Genomic DNA, 13,502 nt, shown 5'->3' with positions numbered 1-13,502 from the left:
GTGGCGGCCTTGTATCGCCGTACCACGTAGGCTGGGATGAAATCCCAGCGTCACCATGCCGACGAAAGCTGGGATTTCATCCCGGCCTACCTCGCGCCTCGGCCGCAGCACTGAAACCTTTAGCGCCATCCATCACAGTTTTCACGCTTATCTCGTTGGGCCAGCTGCGAAATTTTTTCAGCGGCGCCTCAAGTAATCCCTCCCAGCGCCGAAAAAGTCCCTGAGGCGGTCGGCACAGCAAACGTGACTGGATCCCGCCGGCATGAGTACCAACTATCCGGTTTCAGGAGACATTCCATGTCACTCGTTCTAAATACCAACATCGCTTCACTGCAGGCCCAGAACAACTTGACCAAGTCGGGCAGCGCGCTGTCCACCGCCACGCAAGATCTGTCCTCGGGTTTGAAGATCAACAGCGCCGCCGACAATGCTGCCGGCTACGCCATCGCCACCCGTTTCCAGACGCAGATCGGCGGTCTGGGACAGGCCAGCGAAAATGCGAGCGATGCGATCAACCTGGCGCAGACCGCGGGTTCCGCGCTGAGCCAGATCACCTCCAACCTGCAGTCCATCCGTGACTTGGCCGTGCAGTCGGCCAACGGTACGTACCAGTCGTCCGACCGCGCCGCGATCAACACCTCGGTGCAGCAGTACCTGTCGGAAATCACCCGTATCGCCAACCAGACCACCTTCAACGGCACCAACGTATTGAATGGTTCGGTCGGCCAGCTGTCATTCCAGATCGGCGCGAACGTGGGCCAGCAGATCAATGTGCAGCTCGGCCAGGGTGCCACCACCTCGCAGGTTGGTCAGATCTCGGAAATCTCCACTGCCGACGTCAGCGGCGCGTTCGTCAATGCCAGCGGTTTGTCGGGCCAGTCGATCAGTCTGAGCGGCCTGACCATCGAGGGTGCAGACGGCAATAGCTACAGCCTCAGCGGTGCCAGCGCCAGCAACGCACAGGGCTTGGCCGATGCGATCAACGCAGCAGGTATCGCGGGCGTCAGCGCAGCCGTGAACGCCAGCGGCGGCATCAACATCTACTCCACGGGCGAACTGGCTGTAACGGGTTCCGCGTTGACGGGTGCTGCCGGCACGGCATTCAACTTCACCAACAGTGCGGTCGCCTTCGGCGCCAGCGGCACGGGCACGACGGCCACGGGCTTCGCGGCCACGGGTGCAAGCTACACGGATGGCTCGGTGATCACGGCTTCCGGCTCGCTGACCGGCGGCGATGTTCTGACGGTGGACGATTCCAACAACCTGATCTCCCGTGTCGATGCTGCGCTGACTCAGGTCAGCACATTCCAAAGCACGTTGGGTGCGGTGCAGAACCGCTTCCAGTCGACCATCGCCACGGTGAGTGCGCAGCAAACCAACCTGACGGCCTCGCAGAGTTCGATTCAGGACACCGACTTCGCGGCCACCACCGCAGAGTTGAGCAAGGCGCAGGTGTTGCAACAGGCAGGTATCTCGGTGCTCGCCACCGCGAATGCCCAGCCGCAGCAGATCCTCAAGCTGTTGGGTTAATCGGTACGACCGGCCATGGCGGGTAACCGCCATGGCCGGGATTTTGCTTCTAGGGGTTCTGGCGGCCGATGGGCCGTCAAAAAACCCACGCGAGCGGCGGGTAAAGCTTTTATTCGAGCACTGATTCGCAAATGAGCTTTGCCGGCGGTTCGACGGCGCCAGCAATTTTCGACGAGGCCCTTCATGAGCAGCATCTCCAGTGTAGGCAGTACCTCGAGCGCGCTTTCCAGCGCGATCAGTGGTAGCTCCTCCGCTTCCACATCGGGGACCAGCAGCAGCGGCAGCAACATCAGCGGTACCGGCCTGCTCAGCTCGCTGGGCCTGGGCACGGGGCTGGACGTCAATGCGATCATCACCGCGCTGGTCAATGCGCAGGAAGCCGGTCCCCAGGCGCAGATCACCAACCAGACCAATCTGGACGACAACAAGATTGCCGGCCTCACTGCACTGCAGACTTCGCTGTCCGGCCTGCAGTCCGCACTGAACGAGCTGACTTCCAGCACTACCTACAGCACTTACACCACCACGCTTTCCAACACCTCGCTCGGCACGGCCAGTACGCTGCCTGACGCGTCGCCCGGTGCCTACGACATCAATGTGACCCAGCTCGCCACGGCGCAGAAGAGTGTCAGCACTGCGCAGGCCAGCACGGCCACGGTAGGTACCGGTACGCTCAACATCACGGTGGGCAGTAAGAGCGTGAGTGTGTCGGTGGGTGCAACCGATACGCTTTCGGCGATCGCCGCCAACATCAACAACGCCAGCGGCAACCCCGGCGTGACCGCCACCATCGTGTCTGGCGTCAACGGCAACCAGCTCGTGCTCACCTCTACCAGTACCGGTACGGCCAACGCCTTCAGCGTAAGCGCGGGCAGCGGCAGCAGCAGCGGCGTCAGCTCGCTGGCCAGTGCGCTCAACACGCCGAGCACCGCGGCCACCAATGCCCAGCTGACGATCGACGGCATTTCCGTCAGCAGCGCAAACAATAGTGTGAGCGGCGCGTTGACAGGTGTCACGTTGAACCTCACCTCGACAGGTAGCTCGCAGCTCACCGTCGCACAGAGCACCACGCCGATCAGCACCGCGGTGAACGACTTCGTGTCCGCGTACAACACCTACGCCACCACCGTAAGCCAGCTCGACAGCTACGACAGCACCACCAAGGTTGCCGGCGTGCTGCTGGGCGATGCTACGCTGTCGGCGGTGCAGAGTCAGATCTCCAACGTGCTGGGCAGCAATGTTTCCGCCAGCAGCATCGGCAACCTGGCGAGCCTTGGCATCACACGCAACGCCGACGGTACGTTGACGTCGAACCCGACCACGCTGGCCAATACGCTGGCCAGTAATCCGTCATCCGTGCAGCAGCTTTTTTCGGGCACCAACGGCGTCGCCACGCAGCTGAGTTCGCTGGTAACCAGTTTCAACAGCAGCAGCGGCGTGCTGCAGTCGCGCATCAACAACCTCAATAGCGACCTGACGAATCAGTCGACCCAGCAAACCGCCCTGAATGCACGCATGGCGGTATATCAGCAGCAGCTGGTTCAGCAGTACACCAGCTTGAGCACTTTGATGTCGTCGCTCAACAACACCAGTTCCTACCTTACCCAGGCCATGAATGCGTTAACGGGTACCAGCAGTAGCAGCAAGGGGTGACCATGAGTTACATGTCACGCAACGGAAGCGCCCTGTACGCACAAACGCGCGCACAAGGCAGCGTCGAGGGGGCGGATCGCCATCAACTGTTGGCGATGCTGCTCGATGGCCTGGTCGACCGCATCAACCAGGCGCGCGGGCACATCCTGCACAAGGATATTCCCGCCAAAGGCCAGGCTTTTGCCAAGGCCATCGCCATGCTCAACACCTTGCGCGCAAGCCTCGACCATAGCGTGGAGCCCACGCTCACCGGCCGCCTCGATGCGCTCTATGACTACATCACCCGGCGCCTGCTGCACGCCCAGCTCAATGATGATTTACGCGCATTGGATGAATGCGAACGATTGATTGTGCCGATCCGCGAAGCCTGGCACGCGATCCGCGAACCCTATCTGGCGGAAATCGCGCAAGCGAAAGCGCCCGCCACCGTGTCATGACCAGCCAAGCCCAACATGCATTGCAGCAAGCGTTGGCGCTCACCATCCAGATGAGCGCAGCCGCCGCCGACGGCAATTGGACCCTGGTGGTCGAACTCGATGCGCAGCGGCAGCCACCGCTACAGCAGATGCACGACACCCCATTGGATATCATGCATCGCGATACATTGGCTTCCCTGGAGGCCCATAACCGCGCCGTGTTGGAACGCGTCCAACAAGTGCGCGATGCGGTAGAGCAACAACTCAGCCAGCATCAGTACAACTTTCGGGCATTGCGTAGCTACGTCTCATCATCGCGCTGACTTCTCGCGGAGCCACGCCGGCCGGGATGCAATCCCAGCACCGGATGCCGCCATAATGCCGCGATTTCATCCCAAATCAGCGGCTTCTTCCGGGGAAAAGCTGTCGATGGCACGCCTCATGAATACCATTGCTTTTAGCCGGCACTCCGTCATAAAGCCGGCACAAGGGAGGGTGTCATGCAAACCACGCAAACCGAAGAACGATGGCAGGCGTATTCCGAGCGGGTGACCTGGCAGGGGCATCCGCACCTGGCCATCGAGCCATTCGAACCCACGCCGGATGATGTGGCACGTCTTAACGAACGCAGCCTGCACGTACTAAGGACGCTCGACTCACTGGACGAGCGCCGGGCCGAAGGTGCCGCGGACGATGACGACCCGGTCATGCAGGAACTGCAGCGCATGGACAGCAAGCTCAACGTGCTGTTGGACATCGTCGACCGCCTGCTGCTGCCCTCTACGCTGCTGCCGTCCCGTCAGGCGGTGAGCTTCAACGCCGTGGGACTGGTCGTGCCGGCAAGCCTGCTTCCGCCTGACGGATACTTGCTCGTTCGGCTGCATTTCGAAGCTTGCCGCGCCTTGCCCTTGGAGCTGCCGGCGCAGCATGGGAAAGCACTCGGTAATGACAACGTTTTCCTTTGTTTTCGTGAATTGAGCGAAGCGGTCGAGGATGGGTTGGAACGTTTCGTTTTTTGTCACCACAGACGCAAAGTGGCCGAAGCGCGTCTGTCAGGCATGCCGGAAACTGTGTCAGGGCACAAGCACAGAATGTGATGGTTATCACGCGGCGAAACATCCAGCCACGCCGGATTTCCGCCATGCCAGTGTGTGTAGTGACGCTAGGCGGCACATGAACCATCCGTATTACCTGTCTGACAAATGAAGCTAAACCCTTGAAGTAAACGGTTTCTTTTGTCAATCACGAATGTGAATGCGTCGAGGTACGGTGCGCGAATTCCGTCACGTGGCAAACGGGAAGCGCCGCACTGGTCAACTTACTGCGAAATTTTTGGCGTTCTTCTTGCTGGATTGGCAAACGTGTCACGACGGATCGCTGACACATCAGGGGACACACGACTTTGGGGATGGATCGGTAGGCGTCGTTGTTCAACTCATCAGCAGTCGCAGTAACGCAGCAGGACTCGTGCCCATGCCAAATAGCAACGTACTCATCATCGAATCCAACGCAACACGCGCCGACATCATTACGTCGGCCATGCAGTTCATGGGTTTTTTCCCGCAGCGCTGGGACGCATCGCTGCCGATGAATTCGACTACGCACGAATGGCGAGCGGTTTACATTGGCAGCATCGAAGACGATGAACTTTGCGAACAATTGCTGGCCTCGCTCGAAGTGCCGGCCGACCAGCTGCTGGTGCTGGTCGGCTCCGATTCGCCGCAGCTGGAACGGCTGACCAAGGTTGGCTCGGCTTGCGCGGCACAGATTGAAGTACTGGATTTTCCGTTGCGCTATGAACGCCTGGCCGAGGCCGTCCGCCGCGCGCCCACCGTGCGTGCCGCCAGCGGCAGCCCGGCGCCGCTGCGCCTGGTCGGCGGCTCGCTCGCCATGGGGCGTGTCAACGCGCTGATCCGCCAGGTGGCGCCGTTCGATTCCAGCGTGCTGGTGCTGGGCGAGTCGGGTACCGGCAAGGAAATGGTCGCGCGCGCCATCCACGACAGTTCTCCGCGCCGCGACAAGCCGTTCGTGGCGATCAACTGCGGCGCCATTCCCGCCGAGCTACTGGAAAGCGAATTGTTCGGCCATGAAAAAGGCGCGTTCACCGGCGCCATCAGCACGCGCAAGGGCCGTTTCGAAATGGCCGAAGGCGGCACGCTGTTCCTCGACGAAATCGGCGACATGAGCCTGCCGATGCAAGTGAAGCTGTTGCGCGTGCTGCAGGAGCGCATGTATGAGCGTGTCGGCAGCAACCGTACGCAGCGCTGCGACGTGCGCATCATCGCGGCCACCCATCGCAATCTTGAAACATCCACCGCCGAAGGCCGTTTCCGCGAAGACCTCTACTACCGCCTCAGTGTGTTCCCGCTGGAGATGCCGCCGCTGCGCGAGCGCCTGGAAGACATGCCGGAACTGATCGCCGAGTTCAACCAGCGCCTGCATCGCCGCGGCCTGCAGAGCGTGCGCTTCAGCGGCAGTGCGCTGCAGTCGCTGCGCCAGCACAGCTGGCCGGGCAACGTGCGTGAGCTGTCCAACCTGGTGGAGCGCCTGGCCATTCTTTATCCGAACGGCGAAGTGCGCGCCAGCGACCTGCCGGAAAAATACCGCGGCGTGCAGCCGATCGACGAAACCGGTGGCGGCGTGGTGCGCGCCATGCTCGACGGGCAGGCCAAGCCTGCGGCGCCGACGCATCACCGCAGCCTGCTGGATACCGAAGTGATGCTGCCCGAGGGTGGCGTGGACCTGAAAGATCACCTGGCCGACATCGAGGTGGGGCTGATCCGTCAAGCACTCGACATCACCGACGGCGTCGTGGCGCATGCGGCGAAGTTGTTGCGCATGCAACGCACCACGCTGGTGGAAAAGCTGCGCAAGTACGGCTTGCAAGCCGCCTGCCGCGGCAGCGACGCCACGCCGGAAGGTAGTGGCACAGCCGTTGCTTGAAGCACCTTACTAACCGCTCAAGCGTTGGAAAACCGACATGAGTCAGATCGACGTCAACAGTGTGCTTTCGCAGATGCGTGCGCTCAGTTCGCTTGCCGAAGGTACGAAGCCGAATGCTTCCTTGCCTGCTGCATCGAGTGGATCGGCGGTAGATTTCGGCACGCTGTTCAAGCAGTCCATCGGTTCGGTGGCGACGCAACAGAATGAAGCGCAGAAACAGGTCACCGCGTTCGAGCGTGGCGATCCCGGCGCCGACATCGTAAAGACATCGATCGCGGGACAGAAAGCGGATCTCGCGTTCCGCGGCCTGGTGGAAGTACGCAACAAGCTGGTCGATGCGTATACCACCATCATGAACATGCCGGTTTGACCCCTTGCATTCCCCCTCCCCCTCTTTGATCAAGGATGGGGAGCGGGGCGGTCACATAACTCATAACGTTCATTTCGACGATTCATGGCCGACAACATTCCAGCGACGAACAACGCACGCCAGGACCATCTGAAAACCCTGCTGCGCAATCCAACCACACGCCTGCTGATGTTGCTGGTGGGTGTCGCCGCGGCCGTGGCCTTGGGTGTGGGTATCGTGTTGTGGTCGCGCGGTCCCAACTACGCATTGCTGTACGCAGGGCTTGATCCGAAAGACGCTGCTGCCGTCACCCAGGCTTTGCAGAGCGCCAACACGCCGTTCCGCCTCGGTGCGGATGGCGCCTCCATTTCGGTGCCGGCCGATGTGCTGGCCGATACGCGCCTGAAACTTGCCGCCCAGGGTTTGCCGCAGGGCAGTACGGCCGGCGCGATGATGCCGCAGAGCGATTCGCCGTTCGGCATGAGCGACCTGGCCGAAAGCACGCACTATCGGGAGATGCTGGAAACGGATCTGGGCAATACCATTGCCGGCTTGCAATTCGTGCGCGCGGCGCGCGTGCATCTGGCCTTGCCGAAACCTTCCGCGTTCATTCGCGACAACCATCCCGCCAGCGCGTCGGTACTGCTTACGTTGTACCCCGGGCGCCAGCTCGATAGCAGTCAAGTGCAGGCGATCGTGCACCTGGTATCCGCCAGCGTGCCGGACCTGGATCCTGCACAAGTCTCGATCGTCGATCAGCAGGGCGCGCTGCTTACGGCATCGGACCCTAACAGCCCCGGCGCGGTCGGCGATGCGCACATGCGCCTCGTCACGCGCATGGAAAACAGCTATGCGCAGCGCATCGAAACCTTGCTCACGCCACTGGTCGGCGCCGGCCGCGTGCGTGCGCAGGTCGACGTGGCGCTCGATTTCAGCGAGACCGAGAAAGCCAGCGAAAGCTACGACGGCGACAAGCCCGCGCTGCGCAGCGAGCAGACCAGCAGCGATACCAAGCGCGACGACAGCAGCGGCCAGATCGCCGGCGCGCTCAGCAATCAACCGCCGAACACCGTGGCGCAGCCGACCGCGGCCAAACCCAATGCCGGCACGCCGCCGGCTGCAAATGCGGCGGCCAGCAACACGGCCAATACAACCCCTACCGACAGTTCTTCCAGCGCTACCCGCAACTACGAACTGGGCCGCACCATCAGTCATGTGACCGATCCCGCCGGCCGGCTGACCCGCGTGACGGTCGCCGTGGTGGTCGACAACAAGCCGGCGCCGGACGGCAAGGGCAAGAGCATTCCGCTCACCGCGCAGGAACTGCAGCATCTCACCGAGCTCACCAAGAACGCCGTGGGCTACGACCAGCAACGCGGCGACAGTGTCACCGTGATCAACCAGGCGTTTTCCGATGACACGGTCATCGACAGCACGCCGGTGGCGCAACCGTTCTGGACGCGTCCGGGCATGCTGGACCTGATCAAGCAGGGCGCCGGCATCCTGATCGCGCTGTTGATCGCGTTCGGCCTGCTGCGGCCCCTGCTCAAGGGTTTGTTGCGCGCGCCGGAGCCGATGCCCGCGCTGGCCGGCCCGATACCCACCGTTTCAGTGCGGATTGCCGATGACGACCGCGACGATCGGAACGATGCCGTGCGCATCACCTCGCCGCAGATTCAAAGCATGGCGTACGAGCAGAAGATCGGCGTGGCACGCAAGCTGGTGCAGGAGAATTCCAAGCAGGTCGCGCAAGTGGTGATGAACTGGGTGGGTGAGGATGGCAGCTGAGCAGAACAACGCGGTCAACGGCGCGCAGCGCGCCGCGATCCTGCTGCTGACCCTGGGCGAGCAAGATGCCGCCGAGGTGCTGAAGCATTTGAGCGCGCGCGACGTACAGGCGGTCGGCACCGCCATGGCCACGCTCAGCAACATCTCGCGCGATCAGGTCGAGCAGGTGCTCGGCCGCTTGAATGAAGACATCGGGCGCCAGACCGCGCTGGGCGTCGGCACCGAGGAATACATCCGCAAGGTGCTGGTCAGTGCGCTGGGTGAAACCAAGGCCGGCAGCCTGATCGACCGCATCCTGCTGGGCCGTTCCACCAAGGGCCTCGAATCGCTGAAGTGGATGGAGAGCCGCGCCATCGCCGAGATGATCGGCATGGAACATCCACAGATCATCGCCCTGGTGCTGGCGCACCTGGAGCCGGACCAGGCGGCCGAAGTGATCGGTTACCTGCCGCAACGCGTGCGCAGCGACGCGGTGATGCGCATCGCCAATCTCGATGGCGTGCAACCGCAGGCGCTGAACGAACTGGACGAGATCATGGAACGCCAGTTCTCCGGCACCTCGACCAAACTGAAGTCCGCCACCGTCGGCGGTTTGAAGGCCGCGGCGGCCATCCTCAATGCGATGGAGTCGGCGCGCGAAGCCGAGCTGATGAGCGCGATCCGCAACCACGACGCCGGCCTCAGCACCAAGATCGAAGAACTGATGTTCGTGTTCGACGACCTGGCCGAGATCGACGATCGCAGCATGCAGACCCTGTTGCGCGAAGTGCCGTCGGCGCGCCTGATCGTTGCGCTGAAGGGTTCGGAACCGTCGGTGCGCGAAAAGATTTTTGCCAACATGTCCAAGCGCGCCGCCGACATGTTGCGCGACGACCTGGAAGTGAAAGGCCCGGTCAAGCTCAGCGACGTCGATGCCGCGCAGAAGGAAGTGCTGCAGATTGCGCGCAAGCTGGCCGATGCGGGTCAGATCAGTTTGTCGGCCAGTGGCGATGAGTTTGTGTGATGGGCGGCATCCTGTCCCGCGACATCATCGCCGGTTTCGACCGCTGGGAGCCGCCGTCGGTCGGTGGCGAACCGAAAGCGGAACCCGCAGCACCGCCCGGCCCTACCATCTACGAACTGGAAGAAATCGAGCGCCAGGCGCGTGAAGAAGGTTATGCCGCCGGCCTGGCCGAGGGCCGCGCCGCGGCGAAGAAAGAACTCGACGACCGCCTGGCGCGCCTCGACGCCATCTGCACCGCCGCTGCGCGTCCGCTCACCGAACTCGATGACGCCGTCGAACGCGAACTGGCGCTGCTCGCCACCGTGATCGCCCGCCGCGTGGTCGCACGCGAATTGCAGCTCGATCCCGCCTTGATCGAGCGCACCGTGCGCGAAGCCGCCGCGGCCTTGCCATCGGCCACGCGCGAACTGCGCGTATGGGTCAACCCCAGCGACATGGATCTGCTGCGCGAACTCGGTGCGGCTGAACCGCATTGGCGCCTTGGTGCGAACCCAGCGCTCCAACGCGGCGACTGCATCCTGGAAAGCGAACGCTCGCGGCTCGATGCGCGCGTCGCCACACGTCTTGCTGCCGTGGTCGATGCCGTCATCAGCGATGACCTGGACGACGGCGATGACGAGGTTTCCGCGTGATCGGCGCCGCGCCAGGCCGGGATCAGCGCTGGCGCAAGCAGCTCGGTGTGCGTGCGAAGTACGCACAAGCGGCCCAGATGCTGACGGTGGAAGGACGCCTGCGCCGCGTGGTCGGGCTGACCCTTGAGGCCGAAGGCTGCGAAGCACCGCTCGGCGCGCGCTGCCTGGTCGATGCCGCGGACGGCAGCGAACTGGATACCGAAGTGGTGGGTTTTGCCGACGAACGCTTGCTGCTGATGCCGGTGACCGAAATGCACGGCGTATTGCCGAATGCGCGCGTGCGTCCGTGCACGCGTGCGGGCGGCTTGCCGGTGGGCGAGGCCCTGCTGGGGCGCGTGGTCGGCGCCGATGGCCTGCCGCTCGATGGCGAGGGTCCGCTGTACGCAGAACATCACGCGGCGCTCAAGCGCGAGCCGATCAATCCCATGGCGCGCAAACCGATCGACATGCCGCTCGATACCGGCGTGTGTGCGATCAATGCTTTGCTGACGGTGGGACGCGGCCAGCGTATCGGTCTGTTTGCCGGCTCGGGCGTCGGCAAATCCACCTTGCTCGGCATGATGACGCGTTACACCGATGCCGACGTCGTCGTCGTCGGGCTGATCGGCGAACGCGGTCGCGAAGTGAAGGAATTCGTGGAGCAGACGCTGGGCGATGAAGGCCGCGCGCGCGCGGTGATCGTGGCCGCACCCGCCGACGCGCCCCCCTTGAAGCGCCTGCGCGGTGCCGAATACGCCACCGCGATCGCCGAATGGTTTCGCGATCGTGGCCAGCGCGTGCTGCTGCTGATGGATTCACTGACGCGCTATGCCCAGGCGCAGCGTGAAATTGCGCTGGCGATCGGCGAGCCGCCGGCGACCAAGGGTTATCCGCCCTCCGTGTTCGCCATGCTGCCGGGCCTGGTCGAACGCGCCGGCAACGATGCGCAAGGGCGCGGCTCCATCACCGCGTTCTACACCGTGCTGACCGAAGGCGACGATCATCGGCATGACCCGATTGCCGACGCAGCGCGCGCGATTCTGGACGGCCATATCGTGCTGTCGCGCGATCTTGCCGAGGCCGGCCATTACCCGGCCATCGACATCGAAGCCTCGATCAGCCGCGTGATGCCTGCGGTAGTCACCAAAGAGCAGATGCGCGCGGCGCAGCGTTTCCGCCAGATCTATTCGGCGTATCGCCAGCGCCAGGATCTGATTGCAGTCGGCGCGTACCAGAAAGGTTCCGATCCACAGGTGGACCAGGCCATCGCGATGTATCCGCGCCTGACCCGCTTCCTGCAACAGGAAGTCGACGAACCGGTCGAACTGCGCGCCGCGCAGGAACGGCTTGCGTCCATCACCGCAGAGGGGTGAGCTAAGCCATGCCATCGCGCTCGGACCGACTGCAACCAGCCGTAGACCAGGCGCAGCGCCGCCAGAAAGACGCGCTGCAACGCCTGGCCGATCATCAGCAAAAACTGGCGCAGGCCGAACAACAGCTCGAGGAACTGCAGCGCTACCGGCGCGACTACAGTCTCAGCGACGGCGGGCTGACGGTAAGCGCGCTGCTCAACCGTCAACAATTCGTCGATCGCATCGACCAGGCCATCGTGCAGCAGGGCAAGCTGGTCGAGCGCCTGCAGCGCCAGCTCGACGGTGCGCGCGAGCGCTGGCTGCAGGCGCATGCGCGTGAAAACGCGCTCGACAGCGTGGTGGAGCGCCTGCGCAAGCAGGAAAGCCAGCGCGAACAGCGGCTGGAGCAGGCAGAAGTGGACGAGCGCATGCAGCATCGCGGCCGCCGTATATGAGCCTCGCATCATGCTGGCTTGGTTTTTGCTGTTTTCCGCCTATCCCTAAGACGAGCATCCGCGCATGAGCGCTACGCCCTTGACCGCACTACCGATCAACCCGGCACCGTCGGCGCAGCCTGCCAGCAGCCATAGCCAGCAGAGCGGCCCCAGCTTCCATTCGCATCTGCAGTCCGCGCAGCAAAGCAGCCAGCAGCAGACGTCAGCCGACAGCAGCCAGGCCGATTCGCAAAACAACGATCAAGCACAAGGCAGCAACGCGCAGGGCAGTGGCGCACAAGCCGGCAACCCCGCAGGCAATGCGAGCAAGCCGGGCGCCGATGCCAACGACAACCAGCAGAACGACGCGGCCAGCGATAACGGCCCCGGCATCGACCTCACCGGAGGCGTCGGCACGCTCGTCGGCAGCGTGCTCAGCCTGATCGACCATGCGACCGGCGATGCACATGCTGGTGCTGCCTCTGCATCCGGCGCGAGCAAGCAGGGCACGGCCAACAAACAAGCGCCCGCTACGCCGCTGCCGCCGGTGCCGGTAGCGGGCATGGTGCCGGTACCGCTGCCCGCCATCGCGCCGGTGGCAACACCCGCCGCCGCGAACACGAATACGCCGCCGACCGGCAATGCGCTGGCTGGCATCGGCAGCGGCTTGTCGTCCAAAGCAGATCTCAAGGCTGACGATGGTTTCTCCGCCGGCGACGCAAGCACGGCAGGCGCCGGCACGCCCGCCGATGCCAGCGCCGTGACGCAAGCGGTTGGCGACGGCACGCAAGCACTCGCCGGCAGCATCGCCGCAAGCAGCCACGCAGCACTTCCCGCGGCCACGACCTTCACCGACAACAGCTCGCCAAGCACGTCCGGCATCACTGCACTGGGCAATCTCACCGCCGCCGCACCGGTCGTACCCTCCGGCACCGCCGGCACGCACAGCCTGACGACGGACGCTCCAGTCGGTTCCTCCGGCTTTGCGAAGGAACTCGGCCAGCAGATCACCTGGCTCAGCGGCCAGGATGTGAAGCAGGCGCAGATTCGCCTCAATCCGCAGGATCTCGGGCCGCTGGATGTGAAAGTGAGTGTGGAACACGGCCGTGTGGACGTGAGCTTCGTAACGCAACATCCGGACACCACCGCGGCCGTGCAGCAAAGCCTGGGGCAGCTTCACCAGATGCTGGGCGGCCAGGGCCTGTCGCTCGGTCACGCCACGGTGGGGCAGCAGTCGCAGCAGCAATTCGGTGGACAGCAAGGGCAGCAGGGGCAAGCAAGCGGTAGCGCCAACGAGGAGATGGCCGATACGCCCATTGCCACGGCAGCGCGTGTGGCCATCGGTTTGGTCGACGCGTTTGCGTGAGCTTTCAATTCGCGATGTATTGCTCCCTCCCCTGCGAAGTAGGGGAGGGCTGGGGTG

General features: G+C 63.5%; 13 protein-coding genes. All 13 read left to right on the top strand.

Annotated features, from left to right (window positions below):
- Positions 1-297 precede the first annotated feature (297 nt).
- The 13 genes from VMA74_RS14455 (at position 298) to VMA74_RS14395 (ending at position 13,445) form a co-directional block, all read left to right on the top strand.
- A complete protein-coding gene (locus tag VMA74_RS14455; RefSeq protein WP_325368143.1) occupies positions 298-1,530 on the top strand; it encodes a flagellin in 1,233 nt (410 codons plus the stop codon).
- Between the two features lie 183 nt (positions 1,531-1,713).
- Positions 1,714-3,183: a flagellar filament capping protein FliD gene (gene fliD / locus VMA74_RS14450; RefSeq protein WP_325368141.1), complete on the top strand. Its 1,470-nt coding sequence runs from the start codon at positions 1,714-1,716 to the stop codon at positions 3,181-3,183.
- A gap of 2 nt (positions 3,184-3,185) precedes the next feature.
- Entirely contained in the window at positions 3,186-3,620 is a 435-nt protein-coding gene (gene fliS, locus VMA74_RS14445; protein ID WP_325368139.1) for a flagellar export chaperone FliS, read from the top strand.
- A complete protein-coding gene (locus VMA74_RS14440) occupies positions 3,617-3,922 on the top strand; it encodes a hypothetical protein (RefSeq protein WP_325368137.1) in 306 nt (101 codons plus the stop codon). The genes fliS and VMA74_RS14440 overlap by 4 nt, the downstream gene beginning before the upstream one ends.
- Before the next feature lie 177 nt (positions 3,923-4,099).
- Positions 4,100-4,696 carry a PilZ domain-containing protein gene (locus VMA74_RS14435; protein WP_325368136.1) on the top strand — a complete coding sequence of 199 codons (597 nt, stop codon included), beginning with the start codon at positions 4,100-4,102 and terminating at the stop codon, positions 4,694-4,696.
- Positions 4,697-5,072: 376 nt separating this feature from the next.
- A complete protein-coding gene (locus VMA74_RS14430) occupies positions 5,073-6,542 on the top strand; it encodes a sigma-54-dependent Fis family transcriptional regulator (protein ID WP_325368134.1) in 1,470 nt (489 codons plus the stop codon).
- 37 nt (positions 6,543-6,579) lie between these two features.
- Entirely contained in the window at positions 6,580-6,912 is a 333-nt protein-coding gene (gene fliE / locus VMA74_RS14425) for a flagellar hook-basal body complex protein FliE (protein WP_325368132.1), read from the top strand.
- Between the two features lie 84 nt (positions 6,913-6,996).
- Complete coding sequence (gene fliF, locus VMA74_RS14420; protein WP_325368130.1) at positions 6,997-8,679, top strand: flagellar basal-body MS-ring/collar protein FliF; 1,683 nt, start codon at positions 6,997-6,999, stop codon at positions 8,677-8,679.
- The gene (gene fliG, locus VMA74_RS14415; RefSeq protein WP_325368128.1) at positions 8,669-9,682 is read left to right on the top strand and encodes a flagellar motor switch protein FliG; all 1,014 of its coding nucleotides are present in this window, start codon (positions 8,669-8,671) and stop codon (positions 9,680-9,682) included. The genes fliF and fliG overlap by 11 nt, the downstream gene beginning before the upstream one ends.
- Positions 9,682-10,314, top strand: coding sequence for a flagellar assembly protein FliH (locus VMA74_RS14410; protein WP_325368126.1), 633 nt, complete (start codon positions 9,682-9,684; stop codon positions 10,312-10,314). Before fliG ends, VMA74_RS14410 begins: the two co-directional genes overlap by 1 nt.
- On the top strand, positions 10,314-11,666 hold the full coding sequence (fliI, locus tag VMA74_RS14405) for a flagellar protein export ATPase FliI (protein WP_414649615.1): 1,353 nt from the start codon (positions 10,314-10,316) through the stop codon (positions 11,664-11,666). The genes VMA74_RS14410 and fliI overlap by 1 nt, the downstream gene beginning before the upstream one ends.
- An 8-nt stretch (positions 11,667-11,674) precedes the next feature.
- Positions 11,675-12,100 carry a flagellar export protein FliJ gene (gene fliJ, locus VMA74_RS14400; RefSeq protein ID WP_325368124.1) on the top strand — a complete coding sequence of 142 codons (426 nt, stop codon included), beginning with the start codon at positions 11,675-11,677 and terminating at the stop codon, positions 12,098-12,100.
- Positions 12,101-12,164: 64 nt separating this feature from the next.
- Entirely contained in the window at positions 12,165-13,445 is a 1,281-nt protein-coding gene (locus VMA74_RS14395) for a flagellar hook-length control protein FliK (protein ID WP_325368121.1), read from the top strand.
- Positions 13,446-13,502 lie beyond the last annotated feature (57 nt).

It is taken from the genome of Dyella sp., assembly GCF_035508675.1.
In the GTDB taxonomy this organism is placed as follows: Bacteria; Pseudomonadota; Gammaproteobacteria; order Xanthomonadales; family Rhodanobacteraceae; genus Dyella_B.
This window is presented reverse-complemented; position numbering and strand designations above follow the sequence as displayed.